At 50.0% G+C, this 17,104-nt stretch carries 19 protein-coding genes, 2 riboswitches and 1 other annotated feature; all 19 genes read right to left on the bottom strand.

Going from position 1 to position 17,104, the window contains the following annotated elements; genetic code table 11:
- Positions 1 to 290 precede the first annotated feature (290 nt).
- Entirely contained in the window at positions 291 to 833 is a 543-nt protein-coding gene (locus tag ACNA6I_RS05270) for a precorrin-2 dehydrogenase/sirohydrochlorin ferrochelatase family protein (RefSeq protein WP_416313024.1), read from the bottom strand.
- Positions 826 to 1,578, bottom strand: coding sequence for a sirohydrochlorin chelatase (locus tag ACNA6I_RS05265; protein ID WP_416313023.1), 753 nt, complete (start codon positions 1,576 to 1,578; stop codon positions 826 to 828). The genes ACNA6I_RS05270 and ACNA6I_RS05265 overlap by 8 nt, the downstream gene beginning before the upstream one ends.
- A gap of 1 nt (position 1,579) precedes the next feature.
- Positions 1,580 to 2,347: a uroporphyrinogen-III C-methyltransferase gene (gene cobA, locus ACNA6I_RS05260; protein ID WP_048003713.1), complete on the bottom strand. Its 768-nt coding sequence runs from the start codon at positions 2,345 to 2,347 to the stop codon at positions 1,580 to 1,582.
- Positions 2,348 to 2,367: 20 nt separating this feature from the next.
- Positions 2,368 to 2,589: a DUF3906 family protein gene (locus tag ACNA6I_RS05255; RefSeq protein ID WP_416313022.1), complete on the bottom strand. Its 222-nt coding sequence runs from the start codon at positions 2,587 to 2,589 to the stop codon at positions 2,368 to 2,370.
- 14 nt (positions 2,590 to 2,603) lie between these two features.
- Positions 2,604 to 4,214, bottom strand: a complete 1,611-nt coding sequence (locus tag ACNA6I_RS05250; RefSeq protein WP_416313021.1) for a nitrite/sulfite reductase — start codon at positions 4,212 to 4,214, stop codon at positions 2,604 to 2,606.
- Positions 4,215 to 4,226: 12 nt separating this feature from the next.
- Positions 4,227 to 4,820: an adenylyl-sulfate kinase gene (cysC, locus tag ACNA6I_RS05245; RefSeq protein ID WP_416313216.1), complete on the bottom strand. Its 594-nt coding sequence runs from the start codon at positions 4,818 to 4,820 to the stop codon at positions 4,227 to 4,229.
- A gap of 9 nt (positions 4,821 to 4,829) precedes the next feature.
- Positions 4,830 to 5,969, bottom strand: coding sequence for a sulfate adenylyltransferase (gene sat, locus ACNA6I_RS05240; RefSeq protein WP_063191567.1), 1,140 nt, complete (start codon positions 5,967 to 5,969; stop codon positions 4,830 to 4,832).
- A 22-nt stretch (positions 5,970 to 5,991) separates the two neighbouring features.
- Positions 5,992 to 7,053, bottom strand: coding sequence for an inorganic phosphate transporter (locus ACNA6I_RS05235; RefSeq protein ID WP_156183285.1), 1,062 nt, complete (start codon positions 7,051 to 7,053; stop codon positions 5,992 to 5,994).
- Positions 7,054 to 7,066: 13 nt separating this feature from the next.
- A complete protein-coding gene (locus ACNA6I_RS05230) occupies positions 7,067 to 7,765 on the bottom strand; it encodes a phosphoadenylyl-sulfate reductase (RefSeq protein ID WP_416313020.1) in 699 nt (232 codons plus the stop codon).
- A 99-nt stretch (positions 7,766 to 7,864) separates the two neighbouring features.
- Complete coding sequence (locus tag ACNA6I_RS05225; protein WP_370296022.1) at positions 7,865 to 7,978, bottom strand: DUF2292 domain-containing protein; 114 nt, start codon at positions 7,976 to 7,978, stop codon at positions 7,865 to 7,867.
- Positions 7,979 to 8,092: 114 nt separating this feature from the next.
- A riboswitch (SAM riboswitch) is annotated at positions 8,093 to 8,197 on the bottom strand.
- A 272-nt stretch (positions 8,198 to 8,469) separates the two neighbouring features.
- A complete protein-coding gene (gene fabG / locus ACNA6I_RS05220) occupies positions 8,470 to 9,222 on the bottom strand; it encodes a 3-oxoacyl-ACP reductase FabG (RefSeq protein ID WP_416313019.1) in 753 nt (250 codons plus the stop codon).
- A 224-nt stretch (positions 9,223 to 9,446) separates the two neighbouring features.
- A complete protein-coding gene (gene ilvA / locus ACNA6I_RS05215) occupies positions 9,447 to 10,715 on the bottom strand; it encodes a threonine ammonia-lyase IlvA (protein WP_048003721.1) in 1,269 nt (422 codons plus the stop codon).
- A gap of 49 nt (positions 10,716 to 10,764) precedes the next feature.
- Positions 10,765 to 10,985, bottom strand: a binding site (T-box leader).
- A gap of 152 nt (positions 10,986 to 11,137) precedes the next feature.
- A complete protein-coding gene (thiD, locus tag ACNA6I_RS05210; protein WP_416313018.1) occupies positions 11,138 to 11,950 on the bottom strand; it encodes a bifunctional hydroxymethylpyrimidine kinase/phosphomethylpyrimidine kinase in 813 nt (270 codons plus the stop codon).
- A complete protein-coding gene (locus ACNA6I_RS05205; RefSeq protein ID WP_048003723.1) occupies positions 11,916 to 12,980 on the bottom strand; it encodes a ThiF family adenylyltransferase in 1,065 nt (354 codons plus the stop codon). Before ACNA6I_RS05205 ends, thiD begins: the two co-directional genes overlap by 35 nt.
- Entirely contained in the window at positions 12,977 to 13,741 is a 765-nt protein-coding gene (locus ACNA6I_RS05200) for a thiazole synthase (RefSeq protein ID WP_416313017.1), read from the bottom strand. Before ACNA6I_RS05200 ends, ACNA6I_RS05205 begins: the two co-directional genes overlap by 4 nt.
- Before the next feature lies 1 nt (position 13,742).
- The gene (gene thiS / locus ACNA6I_RS05195; RefSeq protein WP_231579037.1) at positions 13,743 to 13,901 is read right to left on the bottom strand and encodes a sulfur carrier protein ThiS; all 159 of its coding nucleotides are present in this window, start codon (positions 13,899 to 13,901) and stop codon (positions 13,743 to 13,745) included.
- On the bottom strand, positions 13,885 to 15,024 hold the full coding sequence (gene thiO, locus ACNA6I_RS05190) for a glycine oxidase ThiO (protein WP_063191572.1): 1,140 nt from the start codon (positions 15,022 to 15,024) through the stop codon (positions 13,885 to 13,887). The genes thiS and thiO overlap by 17 nt, the downstream gene beginning before the upstream one ends.
- Positions 15,021 to 15,638, bottom strand: a complete 618-nt coding sequence (locus ACNA6I_RS05185) for a thiamine phosphate synthase (protein ID WP_048003727.1) — start codon at positions 15,636 to 15,638, stop codon at positions 15,021 to 15,023. The genes thiO and ACNA6I_RS05185 overlap by 4 nt, the downstream gene beginning before the upstream one ends.
- Positions 15,638 to 16,339, bottom strand: a complete 702-nt coding sequence (gene tenA / locus ACNA6I_RS05180; protein ID WP_159129722.1) for a thiaminase II — start codon at positions 16,337 to 16,339, stop codon at positions 15,638 to 15,640. Before tenA ends, ACNA6I_RS05185 begins: the two co-directional genes overlap by 1 nt.
- A 100-nt stretch (positions 16,340 to 16,439) precedes the next feature.
- Positions 16,440 to 16,548: riboswitch (TPP riboswitch) on the bottom strand.
- Positions 16,549 to 17,104 lie beyond the last annotated feature (556 nt).

Here is a 17,104-nt window from a genome sequence, read left to right as displayed (position 1 = left end):
TGTTCGCTAGTGAATAAAAAATCCCTTATGAACCCGATTGAACGATCGTCACTCATATGGGCATAGTGTCCACCAACGAGTGCTTTGAATGAAGGGTGATGGTTCTGATATTTTGAGACCTGGCGTCCCGGGTAGGAAAATGAGGGGGGATGGATCGCTTCCGACTACTTCAACAAAGTACTTCATATCCACTCACCCTCTTTCATTCGTCTCTTACCAATCTAACATATCCCAAAATATCCCCTCACAAGAAAATGACCGGCCTCCCCAGAGACCGGCTTTCCTGTTTTTTATTGGCGCATGAGTCCCTGTATGAAGAAGCGAATCCGCTCCCTCCTCTCTTGCATTGGCAGGGTATTCTTGATTCGCTCCCGCTCTTTTTTGATGACAGGCAACTTTTCCGCAATCGATTTGCACCGGTCCATGAGGATCCCGGACAAATCCTTTGCGAGGCCGGGGCTTGAGCCGGAGGTGGAAACGGAAATGGTGAGGTCCCCATCCCGTTTGAAGGACATCATCTGCATGTTCCCCTTATTACCGTCACTTGCTACACAGACCCATGTTCCTGTATCCGCCATGCCACATAGCGCTTCATTTGTGGAGGGATCATTCGTGGCAGCGATGAGAAAATGGGCTCCCTCCAAATCTTCTTTCTTAATGACGGTTTGTTTCCAAAAGAGTTCGCCATTTTCATGGAGTCGCTGTATTTCTTCAGATGCCTCCGGGCTGATGACGGTGATCACGGCTCCCTCGTTCATAAAGACGGATAGCTTGCGGAGTGCGATCCTCCCTCCGCCTGCAATGATCACCTTCTTCCCGGTAACGTCAAGCATCAGCGGCAGCAAATTGCTCACCTCTCCTATAGAGCGGACTTGAAAGGGCTTCGTGCGTACGCTCCACGAACGCTTCTCTTACTAGGTGGTTGTACCCGAGATATTTTCCGAGCTGGAGATGGGGATTTCCACTCTTCTTGATTTTCGCTTGGATGTCTTTCATCAATAGTCCTGTGAACAGGAGGTACGGGATAAAGAGGACCGGTTCTTTTGTCGCAGACATCTCCTCGAGGATACCGGAAAAGGATGGTTTACAAGCGGTCAGAAAACATGTTTGGACCGTTTTCATTCCCGATCGCTGTCGGACCTTTTCTGCAATCGCTCCGAGATCACGTTTGACCGCCGGGTCTGAACTTCCCCTCCCGATGAGGACCACATGATCAACCACGGAATTCAAGTGGAGGATGACACTTTCAATCAGCTTGTCATGAACCCCGATCGGACGCCCGTAGCTGACGGCTATCTCAGGGTACTCTCCCATACAGGTATCAATCTCTTCCGGGATATCTTTTTTCGCATGAACGGCAGTGAGTAAAAGAAGCGGGACAACGGCGATATGCGTGGCGCCTTTTTCCACGCATGCCGCGAATCCTTCCTGAATGGATGGTTCGGCAAGTTCAAGAAAACTGATTTCCTGGATCTCTGCGTCGACATGGGCTTTGCACGAGGTGATGAAGTCGACGGCTTCATCCCTCGCTTCCTTCACACGGCTTCCGTGACAGACATATAAGACGGCTTTCTTCATTTTATAATGCCTCACTGATGGCCGGTTCAGATATATTCTCAAACCATTTGATCTTTTCACGGAAACGGACGACTTCCCCGATGATGATCATGCTCGGATTCTGTATGCCTTCTCTCTCCACGACCTCCACGATATCAGCAAGCGTACCGGTGACCGTCTTCTGTACATCTGTCGTTCCCCAATGCACCAGGGCAACCGGGGTTTCGGGAGATTTACCGTAGCGGATCAGACGGTCCCGGATAAAGGGGAGGTTGCCGACCCCCATGTAGATTGCAAGGGTGTCGACCCCCTTCGCAAGACCTTCCCATTTCTCTTCATCTTCTTCCCCGTGGGCATGCCCGGTCACGAAAGCAACGCTTGCGCTCACGTCACGATGGGTGACGGGGATACCCGCATAAGCAGAAGCGGCAATGCCCGAAGTGATGCCGGGCACCACTTCGAACGGGATGGATTTAGCGGCTAGTGCCTCCGCTTCCTCTCCACCTCTTCCGAACACAAACGGGTCTCCCCCCTTCAGTCTGACTACTACCTTGGATCCCGATGCATATTTAATGAGAAAACGGTTGATAGTTTCCTGCTTCATCGTGTGATAATGAGGCAATTTCCCGCAGTAAATCAGATCGGCCCCTTCTTTCGCATGGGTGAGGAGCTCTTTGTTCACCAGCCGATCATAAAGAATCACATCGGCCTGCTGGATGGCTTTCAGCCCTTTGATGGTCAGAAGGTCCGGATCCCCTGGCCCGGCCCCCACTAAATATACTTTCCCCATTGGATCTCCTCCTTCAGTGTTTACTTTATGATGGTTTCCTTCTCGTGGAGGACGAATGCTGCTCCTCCGCCTCGCAATTTCCGTTTCTCATAAAGCGAGATGTCCACGATTTCAGGTTTCTTCAGAAAATACTTTTCTAATTCAATCTCCACCAGATCAAATGCTTTTTCATCGGAGTCTGCTGCGACCACGACGGGGGTAACAAAGGTATGGGTCGTTACTTCAAATCGATACAGATTCATCTATTCATCCCCCTTTATGCTTCCTGAAGCAACCCGTCCAGTGACTCTTGCAGATCGGCCGTTCCTACACGATTCACGTAGTCAAAGAAGGCTTCTCCCGGTTCCTTCGTATTCTTGAAGTGGATGAGGAGACCCTTTACCACATCTGAAAGCTGCTCGGCTTCCACTTTCCCCTTCAGCTTTTCATTGAACGTCCCTCCATCTTGGAGTGTACCTCCTACATAGATTTCAAAGGCCTCGATCATCTTTTTGTCCTTTGTCCGCATCTTGATTCCCTGAAGACCGATGTCGGCAATTTGTCTCTGCCCGCATGAATTGGGACACCCGACCATATGCATGCGCACCGGCACATCGAGGCTCAGTTCACGATCCAGTTCATTGGCGATCCTGCGCATTCTCTCCTTCGTTTCGACGAGGGCAAGATTGCAATATTCAATCCCTGTACAGGACACGGAATATCCGATAAAGGATAACGGGCTCGTGGAAATTCTATCGAAGATTTTTTCTTCCAACAGGGCGTCCACATGCTCATCCGGGATATTCGGAATGATGAGATTCTGTGAATTGCAGTTTCGCAGTTCCCCGTTCCCGTATTTTTTTGATATCCTTGCAAGCTCCAGCACTTCGTCGGAACTGAGTCTGCCCACCGGAACATTCAGTCCCACATAGTTCAGCCCCTCTTGCTTCTGAGGCTTTACTCCATAAAAGTAGCCAGCATTCCATCCCGTTACGGCATCCTCTCCACCATCCGGTAGCTCGACATACTCCAGTAATTTCTCCTTGAACTTCTCGGGACCCCAGTCCGCAACGAGAAACTTCAAACGTGCGAGATGCCTCTTCTCCCTGTAACCAAAATCCCTGAAGATCGTCGTCACGGCAATCGCTACTTCTTTTACCTGATGTGGATGGATGAATACATCCAGTGTCTCAGCAAGGAACGGTCTTGCTGACAGGCCTCCCCCTACCTTCAAATGGAAGCCTGCCACTTTTGTTCCGTCAATCACTTTCGTGGCCGGTACGAACGATGCACAGTTGATTTCTGCATTTGATGCATTATTGATATTAGAAGAGATGGACAGCTTATATTTTCTCGGAAGATTCGAGAAATCTTCATTAAGCTGGAAGAAATCATATACTTCCTTCACAATCTCCCGCGTGTCGAACAGTTCATCCGGATCAATGCCCGTCAGTGGATTCCCGACGATATTCCTAGTGATGTCTCCACATGCACCGGCGGAGGAAAGGCCGACTCTTTCAAGACGGTTGAAGATGTCCGGAATCTGTTCGATTTTCAACCAGTGAAACTGGATGGCCTGTCGCGTCGTGATGTCGTACACATCACGGCCGTACTCTTTACAGATGGCCGCGAGTTCTACGGCTTGATCATATGTGAGAATGCCGGAGGGGACATTGACCCTCATCATGAAATAGCCATCTTCTTTTGGACGTTGCAAATACAGGCCAGCCCATTTGAACTTATCCCACTCTTCCTTCGGGATCGATGAAAAACCATTTTTTGCGTATTCAGGGATATCCTCCAATATAGTCAAGCCATCCCGCTCAAGCTTCCATTGTTCGGTTTTATTCAATTTCTCATTTTGTTCCCAGTGCTTCTGATATGCCATGCTCTCCACTCCTTAGATCAATTGTTTGACTTGAAGATGATTCCAGATCTGCTCAACGCACTCGTCTATCGAATGTTCTTTTGTGTTCAACGTGATTTCAGGATTCTCCGGCTCCTCATAAGGGGCGCTGATGCCTGTGAAATTCGGGATCTCCTGATTCCTTGCTTTTTTGTATAGCCCTTTCGGATCCCTTTTTTCACACTCATCAAGGGGACAATGAACATAGACCTCAAGGAACTCTCCCTCACCGATCAGACTGCGGACCACGGCACGGTCTTCTCTGTACGGCGAGATGAATGCGGTGAGGACGATTTGACCGCTGTCCACGAATAGCTTCGATACTTCACCGATCCTGCGGATATTTTCTTTTCGATCCCTTTCATTGAAGCCGAGGTCGGCATTCAATCCGTGGCGGACATTGTCCCCATCGAGTACATACACTTGCTTTCCTTCTTGGAACAGTCGATGGGACAGGGCATTGGCAACCGATGACTTCCCGGAGGCAGAAAGCCCCGTGAACCAAAGGATGAAGCTGCCATGGCCATTTTTATTTCGGCGGTCTTCTTTTTTTACGGCACTTTCATGCCAGACGATATCAGACATGATTTCTCCTCCTTACTGTGATTCTTCCTTCTTCAACCCGTCGATGAGCACCTTGATGACTTCCGGTCTCGAGAAGGTGCTTGGAGGGACTTCCCCTGCCCTCAGCATGCCGCGCACCTTCGTTCCCGACAGAATGACCCGGTCCTCTTTTCCGTGGGGGCACGTTTTGGTCGTTGCCATGCCTTCACATTTCTGACAGTAGAAGCTGTGCTCGAATTTTAATGGAACGATGCCGATCTCCCTTTCCGAAAATTGTTCAAAAATCTTCTGTGCATCATAGGTTCCGTAATAGTCCCCGACCCCGGCATGATCACGTCCCACAATGAAGTGGGTGCATCCATAGTTCTTCCTTACAAGCGCGTGGAAGATGGCTTCTCGAGGTCCTGCATACCGCATGGCTGCCGGGAATACCCCCAGGAACACCCGGTCCGTAGGATAATAGTTTTTGAGAAGGACTTCATAGCTTTCCATCCTGATCGATGCCGAGATATCATCCGACTTCGTTTCTCCGACGAGGGGATTAAGGAATAAGGCATCCACTGTTTCAAGTGCCGTCTTCTGGATATACTCATGAGCCCGATGAACCGGGTTCCGGGTCTGGAATCCGACGATTGTCTCCCACCCTTTTTCCTTGAAAGCCGCCCTCGTCTCCACAGGATCGAATGAGTAGGCTTCAAATGGTTTATTCAAACGCTTATGTAGGGTGATTTTCCCTCCCACATAGATGGGGCCACGGTGGAAAAGCTTTTTGACTCCGGGATGCTCTAGGTCTGTGGTTCCGTAAACGAGCAGCGCCTCTTTTTCTTTATCCGGTGTGTAGATTTCCTGGATTTCGATCGAACCGTATGTGGTTCCGTCATACACCAGCCGGCTTTTCTTCCCGACCGTTAAGCGATCGGCGATCTCCTGTTCCACCGGGAGGGTGATCGGGATGCTCCAGACGGTTCCGTCGGCCAATCTCAGGTTCTCGACAACGCTCTTATAGTCGGCTTCTTGCAGGAACCCCGTGATGGGGCTGTAACCTCCTATCGCGATTAACTCGAGATCACTCAACGAGATCTCATCGAGGGGAATCTCCGTTTCAATGGTCTCAACTTCTTCCTCCGGTGCATATGATTGTACAAGTGTTCCTCCATGCGGTTCTAAACTCATCATGACTCCTCCTTCAATTGATTCAAATTCCTCCGCCATCTTCATGAACGGCCCGTTTTTCTTTCCGGATTGCTTTCATCAAGGATAATGCCCCTATCGTCGCAATCATGACCGAAACGGGGATGATGATGGAATAAATGTCATAGTCGACCAAAAGCTTTACAAGGAAATACGAAATACTCAATGACACAAGTGGTGAGACGATCCAGATCTTCACGATCTTTTTCACGATATCGCTCTGGATGACTTCCCTCCCGTTCCTGGCGGTGCCAAGTCCGATAATGGAAGAAGACGTCACCTGGACCAGGGGTACGGGAAGCCCGAAGATCGAACTTGTGATCACCAGACCGGCCCCTACACTAGAAATGAGGATCCCCTCTGGCTTGGTGAACCGGGTGATCTTCTTGCCGTTCGTTTCCACTACTTTAGCACCTAATAAAAGTGCCCCTATTGCGACAAACGCTCCTCCCACCCAAACGGCCGGACCCGCTTTCAGCATGCCGGCCCCAACCAGGGGACCGACGGCATTGGCCACATTGTTCATGCCCGCAGAAAAGGCCTCCAGGAAGCCCGCGAGAATCAAAACGTACCCGATCCATGTATGATTGAATGTCCACCCCCGCTTTTCGAGCCCATATAGCCCTTTAGCAAGCAACCATGTAAGAATGAACGCCGTAAACGGGACAATCACCCAAAACAACATGATGGTCAGCAGGGATTTAATGAATAGAACCTGATACGCTACCCCTACTCCCACCACAGCCCCGACCGTCACCTCACTTGTCGAAAGCGGGATTCCCATCAGATTGGCAATGAAAAGGGAACAAGTAGCGGATAAAAGAATGATGATCACTAACTTGGACGTCAGGATGGTTGATGGAATGATTCCCGACCCGATGGTTTTGACTACCTCACCACCTCCGAGGACTGCACCGGCAAGGACCCCGATGGAGCAGATGACAAGGGCTACTTTCATTTTCTTGATGGCACCCGATCCGTAAGCCACCCCCATTGTGGCAGCCGCGCCGCTTGCCCCGATATTCATGGCAAAGAATAAACTGATGATGATGGCGATGATTTCCAGCATGTCTACCCTCCTAGTGTAGCCCGCATTCCGTCTTGCCTTTGCCTGTCCATCTGCCTGATCTCAAATCATTCATATCATAAGCAGGGGATGTACAATGGGAGCACCCGATGCTCGGGTAGCCTTGATCATGCAACACATTATATGGAAGGGAGTGTTTATGGACATATCTCCATACATCCTTCCATGTCCAATGGATCAACGGACAGATCTTGATGGAACTGAACTTGTCATCTTTATTGATGAACTGTGTATCCTTCCGCGTCGGGGACTGCTCGCGCCTGAGCCCTGAAATCCAGGCATCCCCGCCTGAAAGCACCTCCTTCAACGGATCGAGCTTCCTGATCTGACAGCACTGATTCGGCTGCTTTTCCCATAACCGATCCCCAAATTGTGCTGCTTGTTCCTCGAGGGATAGCGCAGGTTTTTTCATCTCAATCTGAAGGGAAGGATACTTTTCTTCCACTTTTTTGATTGTCTCGTACGTTTCCTTGAAGTGGACATCGGTATCCAGGAAGACGATGTTTGCACTGGGATTCACCTTAGAGATGAGATCGATCAGGACCATTCCCTCGATCCCGAAGCTGCACGCGTACATAATCCTGTCACCATAATGCCCATATGCCCATTCCAAGACGTTCAGGGCCCCTTTGTAGGTGGGATCAACCCCGAAGTCCTGATCATGTTCTTTCCAATTTTCGTATGTCAACACGTTGATCACCGCTTTCCTCATGCCCAAAAGAAAAAGACATTCATGCGCAGTCAAATAAAACCTGCGGATGAATGCCTCTAGTTTTTCTAGTCAGCATGATTATTTGATTCGTACTTTTTCATTCCGTTCTAATTGAATGACTTTACCGTTTTGCACCACGATCGTAATGGAACCGAAGTCCATGTTTTCAAGCATGGAATTGATCGTATCCATCCATCCCGCCGCATTTTCCTGCTTATCCTTCTTGTTCATCGACTTCCCCCCGTTTTCAACATCTGGGTCCATGGAAAAACAGCCCCCCATTTCGGAAAGCTGTTCAGGTATCGAACCTTATCTTCCAAAATGAGTCCCATTTTGCTGGAGTTAGCACCTTACATTATGTAGGTTGCCGGGTTTCATCGGGCCAGTTCCCTCCACCACTCTGGATAAGTTATATTCATTTGAATAACTAAAATAATAACAGATAATTGAGATAAGTCAATCCGACTTTTTTTATAGGAATAATGAATTTGAACTATTTTTCACAATCTCATTTCCTCCAGGCCCTTAACACAAGGTATTCAGAGAAATTCGATTCAACCACCATTTTTTATTTGTGGGCCTATCCGAATTCTTGATTCCATTCATCCAGACAATAGTAGGCTGTGTCCGCAAACAAAAAAATCGTGATCAGGCAGCCACGATTTTCATACTTGGATAATTGATTAGGAAACCGGCCCGCCGGAAATGTACAGGATCTGACCGTTCACGTATGATGAGCGTTCATCTGCAAAAAAGGCAACGGCGTTGGCGATATCTTCCGGCTGACCGCTTCGCCTGGCCGGTATTTGATTGATACTCATGCTGACCAATTCGTCAAACGGAACACCCATACGCTCGGCGGTCTGGCGCGTCATATCGGTCTCAATGAATCCTGGTGCCACGGCGTTTGCGGTGATCCCGTAAGGACCGAGCTCGATGGCAAGCGTCTTCGTCAACCCCTGAAGGCCGGCTTTGGCAGTGGAATAATTCGCCTGTCCACGGTTCCCCAATGCAGATGTGGAGGATACATTGATGATCCTCCCGTACTTTTGCTGCACCATGAAGGTTTGGACCTCCCTCGTCATGAGGAACGCTCCTTTCAGATGGACGTCCATGACCGTATCCCAATCCCCATCGGACATTTTATAAAGAAGATTGTCCCTGATCACGCCTGCATTGTTCACGAGGATGTCAATCCGTCCGAAGCGTCCAACAATTTCCGCCACGGCTCCCTTTACATCATCCGGTTCGGAAATATCCGTGACTCTCAGAAGTGGTTCACCCTTTCGTGCGTCTTCCCCCATCAATCGAAGGGCTGAGTCATTCGTGTCCAGTACTGCAACCTGATATCCTTCCTGTGCAAGCCTTTCCACAACAGCCTTTCCGATTCCTTTAGCTCCACCGGTGACGATGGCTACCCTTTTTATATTGGTCACGTTCTGCTCACTCCTTTTGTGAATGGTTGTTCATTCAGTGGGCTGCACCCGACTGCAACCACTCTACGTATCAATTCGGCATATTATGGAATGTTCCTGCATCTCCCTTATGGATGAGCGTATTTGTGTTGAGTGAGCGCCAGGATCACGTAATCATCTTTCACTGCGTATATACAGATACAACAGGATCCCGGACGGCCGTTGGGCTTTCCAGGATCATGTTGTCACACCAATAATTGAAACAGCGTCTTATCCTGATTGACACATTGATACGCAAATCCTTTTTGATTCATCCGGTCAAGTAGTCCGGGGTAATCTTCCCTATGCTTGAGTTCGATTCCAACGAGTGCGGGTCCGCTCTCTTTGTTGTTTTTCTTCGTATACTCAAAGCGGTTGATGTCGTCATGAGGTCCAAGCACCTCATCGAGGAATTCCCTGAGGGCTCCGGCCCTTTGGGGGAAATGAACGATGAAATAATGCTGCAATCCTTCAAAGATCATCGATCGTTCCTTGATTTCCTGCATTCTGCCGATGTCATTATTGCCGCCGCTCACGACACATACCACGTTTTTCCCCTTGATCTGATCGGCATACTGATCGAGGGCTGCGAGAGAGAGCGAACCAGTAGGCTCTGCAACGATCGCATTGCGATTATAGAGTTCGAGGAGGGTGGAACATACCTTGCCTTCAGGCACCACAAGCAGATCATCTAATACCTCCCGGCAGATCCTGTAGGTGATTTCACCTACATTCTTAACTGCGGCACCGTCTACAAAGGGATCGATATCCGAAAGGGTGACATGCTTGCCCTGGGTCAGGCACTCGTTCATGGCGGCAGCTCCCGATGGTTCAGCACCGATCACCAACGTATCGGGCGAAACACTCTTCAAGAACGTCCCCATTCCCGCAGCCAACCCGCCTCCACCGACCGGAACGAACAGGTAATCGATCTGTTCGCTGCAATCATTGAGGATTTCTACTGCCACTGTCCCTTGGCCAGCAATCACATCTTCATTGTCATAGGGATGAATGAACGTCCGATTTTCTTGTTCGCTGCATAGAATGGCTTTTTCATAAGCATCATCGAATGTATCACCTGTCAAGACCACTTCCACATGTTCTCCGCCGAAGAACTTCACTTGATCCACTTTTTGCTTAGGGGTCGTGGTCGGCATGAAGATCTTTCCGTGGCTTCGTAATAGGTGACAGGAATGGGCGACTCCCTGGGCATGGTTTCCGGCGCTCGCACAGGCAATCCCGTTTTGAAGTTCCTCTTCAGACAGTTTTTTGATGCGATTATAGGCACCACGGATTTTGAATGATCGCACGACTTGAAGATCTTCCCGTTTCAGATATACGTTACACCCATATTTATCCGATAGCAGAGAATTGAACTGCAAAGGTGTATGAAGCACTACGTCTTTGATGCGCTGATTGGCGATCATAATGTCTTCCACCAATACGGTTTGACTCTTTTGCTGTGTTTGATCCATGCTTCTCTTCCTTTCTATTGCTTTTTCACACAAAAAAACCCGTCCCCTGATTAGGGACGAGTCTGCTCGCGTTACCACCCTAGTTCCGGTCCACACTGGCCCGGCACTCTATGAATCTTCTTCTTAACGGTGAAGACCGACAGAGCTTACTGTATCATTTCAGCCCTGTTTCTCGGAGAGGATCTTCAGATCATGGTATCCGCCGGTTCCCAGCAACCCGGCTCTCTTTGGGACACGTTATCATCCTACTGTTCTCGTCATTGAATATGATTCTTCAATTTTATACATAAGAGTAACAGGTAATAAAATACGCGTCAATAAGTTTATTGTCAATTTTGAATATTCCATTAATGTAAACGCAATCATTTACGCAAGCCACTTTAACTGACCCAAAAATCCCGTTTCAGAATTCTATAATCGTATCATTTCAGCTGTTTTGAAAACTCCCGGAAAGCTTGATGATTGGTCGGACCATGCCCCTCCCCAAGTTCAAGGGTATGTTCAATGGCAGAAGAAATGAACGTCTTTGCAAGCGATACTGCCTCATGGACAGTGTGACCCTTGGCAATTTGAGCCGTGATCGCTGCTGAGTACGTACAGCCTGTACCATGGGTATGTCGTGTATGGAAGCGCCTGGAAGTGAACGTGTGAAAATGCTCTCCATCATACAAAAGATCGGTCACAAGATCCGAAGCCGAATCCTGAAGATGCCCTCCTTTAATGATGATGTTATCCGCCCCCATGGTGTGGATGATTTTGGCCGCTTTCTTCTGATCTTCCATTGAATGGATCTTGATTCCTGTCATTTTTTCTGCTTCAGGGAGATTGGGGGTGATTACATAAGACAAGGGGATCAATTTATGGATCAGCGCATCGACGGCCCCTTCATGAAGCAGGGAAGCCCCGCCCTTTGCCACCATGACCGGATCGACCACCACGCGCCTCCATCCACGCTGCTCAATGGATGCAGCGACAATGGAAATCATTTCTCTGTCCACCAGCATACCGGTCTTCACTGCGTCAGGACTCAAATCCGTTGCGATGGCATCCATTTGTTCTTCCACAAAAGATGGCGGGACGGGATGAATCCCGTGGACGCCCAATGTGTTTTGTGCCGTCACTGCAGTGATGGCACTCATCCCGAACACCCCGAGTTCCTGGAACGTCTTAATATCCGCTTGGATCCCTGCACCGCCACCACTATCTGATCCGGCAATGGTCAATACTTTTTTCATCTTGCACACACTCCTGTTCATCGATGTATTTACGGTAAAGGGCCTTCGCTTCAGGAATGTCGGATGTCCCATGGATCAAGGCACGTCCATCTGAAAAAACGACCATCCGGTGCCCTTCGATGTTCACATTCACAAGGAATCGGTTAGCACTGAGGATCTGCCCCTCCTTCATCCTTTTAGTAAACGATTCGAGGTGAAGACTGAGGGGGCTTGAAGGCCTGATGTGGACGGCATCCCTCCCACAAAGGACGCTTGCCTTCACTCCCGATGTTCCTTTCAAAGCCGGAAAGGTCGGATTCGATCCGCATGTCGGGCAATCCATTTTCCGCAAGCTTTCGATGGTGACCTCACTACGGCTGTTTTCCCACAGATCAAAGGATAAGAGCGTCTTTCTCAGAGCGCCTTTTGCGCCAGTGAGGATCTTCAACGCTTCTGCGGTCTGATAAGAGGTCACCATCGTGACGGCAGGAGAGATGATCCCCTGCGATTCACACGAATCCCCGTTCACCGGCAGTACGTCCTGAAGACAGCGAAGACAGGGTCCTTCGCCAGGGAGGAAGGTATGGGTGATTCCATAGGAACCAAGGCAGGCACCGAAGATCCAGGGAATCGACCTCATCCGCGCATGATCATTCACCATGAGTCTCACATGGAAGTTATCGGTCGCATCGATCAAAAGATCCGCTTCCATTGAGGAAAGCATGCCGGGGGTGACTTCTCCCACCCTTCCGTCAATTTCCACCTGTGAATTCACTCTTTTCAACCGTCGTTCGGCGGCTGCCGCCTTTGGAAGTGAGCTCTCTGCATCGTGCTCCGTATACAGCTGCTGCCGCTGCAGATTGCTCCATTCCACATAATCACGGTCGATGATGGTGAGCTTCCCCACCCCCGACCTTGCCAACATGTCGGCAACAGAAGATCCCAGTGCACCGGCACCGATGATGATGACGCGCTTCTCCCCCAGGACTGCCTGCCCCCTTACTCCAATGGGAGCAAATAAAATCTGTCTGGAGTACCTTTCGCTTTTCACTGCATCAGTCCCTCCAATGGGCTGCTTGCTGATGCATAGGTCTTTTCCGGGATACGCCCCGCTTCACATCCCAGTCGTCCGGACAATACCGCAAGCTTCATCGCCTCTGCCATCTTCACAGGGTCACCTGCTTGAGCAACGGCCGTATTCAGCAAAACGGCGTCGGCGCCAAGCTCCATCGCCTTGGCTGCATCTGCCGGCGAACCGATTCCGGCATCGACAATGACGGGTACACGAGCCTGTTCGATGATAAAGGAAAGGTTCAGGGGATTGATGATTCCCTGACCCGATCCGATCGGTGAAGCACCCGGCATGATGGCATGAACGCCAAGTTCCTCGAGTCTTTTGGCAAGGACGACGTCATCCGATGTATAGGAGAGGACGGTAAACCCTTGACTCAGCAGTTCTTCAGAAGCTTTCAAGGTTTCCACTGGATCCGGTAGCAGGGTCTTTTCACATCCGATCACTTCCACTTTGACCATGTCACATAAACCTGATGCCTTTGCAAGCTGTGCATGGCGGACGGCTTCCGCGGCATCTTTCGCTCCGGCCGTATTGGGCAGTAAAGTGAAGCTCCCGAGATCTAATTCCTCCAGGACATTTTCCCCAGGGGAATCAAATACGTTCATGCGACGGACCGAAAAGGTGAGGATTTCCGCACCTGACGCTTTCACAGCCTTTCGCTGGATCTCCTGATCCGGATACTTCCCCGTACCGAGAAGCAATCTTGATTCAAATTCATACGTCCCTATCTTCAACATGTCAACCGCCTCCTACGAAATGGACGATCTCTACCCGATCGCCAGCATTCAATTTGATATCCCTATGCTCAGCTTTCTTCAGTATCTGTTTGTTCCACTCCACGATCAGCATCCGCTCACCAGTCTTAAGGTGGATAAGGAGGTCATCTACTGACTTCACTTGTGGTGGAACCTCGGTTTCTATCCCATTGACGTGTATATTCATAACCCAATCTCCTTTCGCAGTCCTTATCACTCAGTAGATCTGCCATCAGCACTCCAGTAATCGGAGCCAGAAGAATCCCATTCCGGTAGTGACCTGTCGCCAATGACAGTCCCTCCACATCCGGAACCCTTCCCATGAATGGGAGCCGTGAGGATGTTTTCGGCCTCGTGCCTGCCCATGCTTTCCCCCATGCGGCAGCGGCAATGCCCGGTGCAATGGTGCACGCCTTGGCAAGTAAACGTGAGACGCTCTCAGCAGCTACATCTTCACTGAACGATCCTACTTGTTCCGTGGCACCGATCGTCAATGTGCCATCTGCTTTCGGGACCAAATACACGTCATCTGATACAATCGTTCGATTCAGGAATCCCTCCTTAGGGGTCACAGAAATGCATTCCCCTTTTACCGGCGCAGCGTCCAGTTTAATTCCTACCCGTCGCAGGATATGCTGACTCCAGGCGCCACCTGCTACCACCACCTCATCACCATAAAGGGGTCCCCGCGTGGTGTTGACACCAATGACTGAACGCCCTTTCATGATGAGTGTGTTGACCTCGGTGCCTTCATGGAGTACCGCCCCCATAGTTGCTGCCGAAATAGCCAGCGCTTCTGACAGTCGAGGTGCAAGAAGATTGCCGTCCCGAGGTATATAAAGACCGCCAATGAATGAGCGGGATAAGGAAGGCTCCATTTTCCTTAACTCCCTTTCCTCCAGCCACCGCAATTCCTCCTTCATCCCCTGTGGACTGTTCGCTTCCTCTTGAAGGAGGTGTTGCTCCCTGCCTGTCATAGCAGGCATGATCATTCCGTTTTGTCTCAAACCGATATCGATTCCTGAACAGTTCAGGAGCTGTTCGGCTAGGGCCGGGAAGAGATCCCTGCTTTCTTTGGCAAGGGAGGTCATGGAGGGGTTTCCCCTGGTTTCAGTATGGACCCCCAACATTCCAGCTGCTGCACCTGAGGCTTTGCCCGCAAGCTTCCCTTTTTCCAAAAGGGTGACGTTGCACCCCTTTTTCATAAGCTCGAAGGCGATGGATAGACCAATCACACCTCCACCGACAATGATGATGCGCTTCATCGTGCTCCACCTCCCTTTAAAGATGCTCGATAATCCTCGGCCGCCCCCCGCGGATCCGTGCTGAGGAACACACCAGACAACACGGCGATGCCTGCTGCCCCTGCACGGATTACTTCAGCAGAGTTGTCCGGCGTGATCCCGCCTATTCCAACTACGGGAAATTCATCTTTTACTTTGCTGATTGCACCCACTCCGATACCGGTCTTTCCTGGTTTGGAGCCCGTATGATATATGTTCCCTAGGAGAATGGAGTCGGCTCCTGTTTTTCCTGCCGCATCTGCTTCCGCGGGACTATGCACGGATATTCCAATTTTGATCGTCGGGAACATCCTTTTGATTTCGGAGGGGGTGACGCTCCGGGATCCGAGCTGAACCCGTTCTACACCCGTCAACAAGGCTATGTCGACGCGATCATTGACAACCAGCTTCTCTGCAGGAACACCGGATGAGAGAAGCGCGAGAATGGTGTCGTATAGACAGCGCGACGACCAATTGTTTTCCCTCAGGTGAATGGCATCCACCAGGTGATGCACAAGCGAGCAGATTTGGACCACTTCTCGTGGAGACTGCTTTCCCGACGTGATGATGTGAAACTCCGGTTGGGACACTGCCATTATGCACCGGCCCCGGTTCGGGTGGTGGCCAGTAATTCTTGGAAGGGCCACCGTTCAAGGGTGAAGGCCATTTCCCAGAACTGGAGTTCATAAATGCTGCTCACCAGGAACAGTTCTTTCATGCGGGCGCGTTGAGTACCACTTGCGAGCTCTGCCAGTTCATCGAGCCTTTGGATCTGTTCCTCAACCAGCTCCCTGAACCATTCCCCTCCGTAGGTGGCGATCCACTCCTGATAAATGGGTTCTTCCGGCGTGCTTCCTTTCAATTTCTCCCCCACCTCATAGTACAGCCAGTAACAGGGCAGCAGGGCAGCAAGGATATCAGCCAGATCACCGACCTGAGCAGATCGGTACATATGAGAAGCATAGGCATACGCCGTCGGGGACGGAACGAACTGCTCCTTCTCTTCTTCTGTGATTCCGAGTTTGTCAGAAAACCCTTCATGGAGAGAAAGCTCTGCTTCGAACGTTGCCTGTGCATGGGCAGCCAATCGGGCGGATGTTTGAAGATCCCCTGCTTTTGAAGCCCCCAAAGCCTGCATTTTTGAAAAATGGGTCAGATAATAGGAATCTTGCAAAACATAAAATTTGAAATTCTCAAGCGGCAAGGAACCATCACCGATTCCTTTTACGAAAGGATGTTGAAAACTCGCCTCCCAGCAATCGTCTGCAGCCAGCCGTAATTCTTCTGAAAACTTCATTCCTCTTTCCTCCTTTTGACGATCCACTGAAACGAAAAAAAGCCATTTTCCACAGAGTTGGTGGAAAATGGCTTTTTGAGAATCCGAAACGGATAGAGATATCCTCAAAACGCCACTTCCCTCCGCTGGTATCAACCAGATCAGGTTCAAAGGGTCTTGAAGTTTCACTTCAATCTCAGCCGCTATTAAGGGCCCCCCTAGTGGATCGTCATATGTAAGTTGAGTTCGATGCTATCGTAACATGAAGAGATGGATTGTCAAGTCCATCCAAGGAAGAAACTGCTTTTATCCTATGGAATCGTACAAAGGTGAGGCGTTATATAAGTTCTATTATTTTTTGAATTGGCATGTGATAAGTAGGAGTCCGTGCTCTTCGCTGCGGCCAACCGCTTTCCACGGGGCGTGCGGTGAGCCTCCTCATTCTTGCGGGGTCTCACCCTGCCCGCTTTTCCCGTTGGAGTCGGTTGGTCTCCGCTTCGAGCACTCTGTAGTGAATAGTAGGACATGTTAATAAAACTAATGGCGTGAGAGAAGTTTCCAACCTTATATTCTCATAGACTTTATATATCATGGTACCTGTGCCGTATCTAACGGTTGATATTGTCTGGATAGACGGTAAGTAGGAGTGCGTGCTTCTTCACTGCGGCCAGTCGCTTTCCATTGGGCCTGCGGTGAGCCTCCTGATTCTTGCGGGGACTCGCCCTGTCCGCTTGTAACGTTGGAGTCGGTTGGCCTCCGCTTCGAGCACTCTGTAGTGAATACTGG

It is taken from the genome of Rossellomorea sp. FS2, assembly GCF_047915635.1.
Lineage (GTDB): Bacteria > Bacillota > Bacilli > Bacillales > Bacillaceae_B > Rossellomorea > Rossellomorea marisflavi_A.
This window is presented reverse-complemented; position numbering and strand designations above follow the sequence as displayed.

Excerpts from the sequence above, each read along its gene's own strand:
- ACNA6I_RS05270 (WP_416313024.1), bottom strand. The coding sequence starts at position 833 with ATGCTTGACGTTACCGGGAAGAAGGTGATCATTGCAGGCGGAGGGAGG.
- ACNA6I_RS05265 (WP_416313023.1), bottom strand. The coding sequence starts at position 1,578 with ATGAAGAAAGCCGTCTTATATGTCTGTCACGGAAGCCGTGTGAAGGAA.
- cobA (WP_048003713.1), bottom strand. The coding sequence starts at position 2,347 with ATGGGGAAAGTATATTTAGTGGGGGCCGGGCCAGGGGATCCGGACCTT.
- ACNA6I_RS05255 (WP_416313022.1), bottom strand. The coding sequence starts at position 2,589 with ATGAATCTGTATCGATTTGAAGTAACGACCCATACCTTTGTTACCCCC.
- ACNA6I_RS05250 (WP_416313021.1), bottom strand. The coding sequence starts at position 4,214 with ATGGCATATCAGAAGCACTGGGAACAAAATGAGAAATTGAATAAAACC.
- sat (WP_063191567.1), bottom strand. The coding sequence starts at position 5,969 with ATGAGTTTAGAACCGCATGGAGGAACACTTGTACAATCATATGCACCG.
- ACNA6I_RS05225 (WP_370296022.1), bottom strand. The coding sequence starts at position 7,978 with ATGGATACGATCAATTCCATGCTTGAAAACATGGACTTCGGTTCCATT.
- ilvA (WP_048003721.1), bottom strand. The coding sequence starts at position 10,715 with ATGGATCAAACACAGCAAAAGAGTCAAACCGTATTGGTGGAAGACATT.
- thiD (WP_416313018.1), bottom strand. The coding sequence starts at position 11,950 with ATGAAAAAAGTATTGACCATTGCCGGATCAGATAGTGGTGGCGGTGCA.
- ACNA6I_RS05200 (WP_416313017.1), bottom strand. The coding sequence starts at position 13,741 with ATGTTGAAGATAGGGACGTATGAATTTGAATCAAGATTGCTTCTCGGT.
- thiO (WP_063191572.1), bottom strand. The coding sequence starts at position 15,024 with ATGAAGCGCATCATCATTGTCGGTGGAGGTGTGATTGGTCTATCCATC.
- ACNA6I_RS05185 (WP_048003727.1), bottom strand. The coding sequence starts at position 15,638 with ATGGCAGTGTCCCAACCGGAGTTTCACATCATCACGTCGGGAAAGCAG.
- tenA (WP_159129722.1), bottom strand. The coding sequence starts at position 16,339 with ATGAAGTTTTCAGAAGAATTACGGCTGGCTGCAGACGATTGCTGGGAG.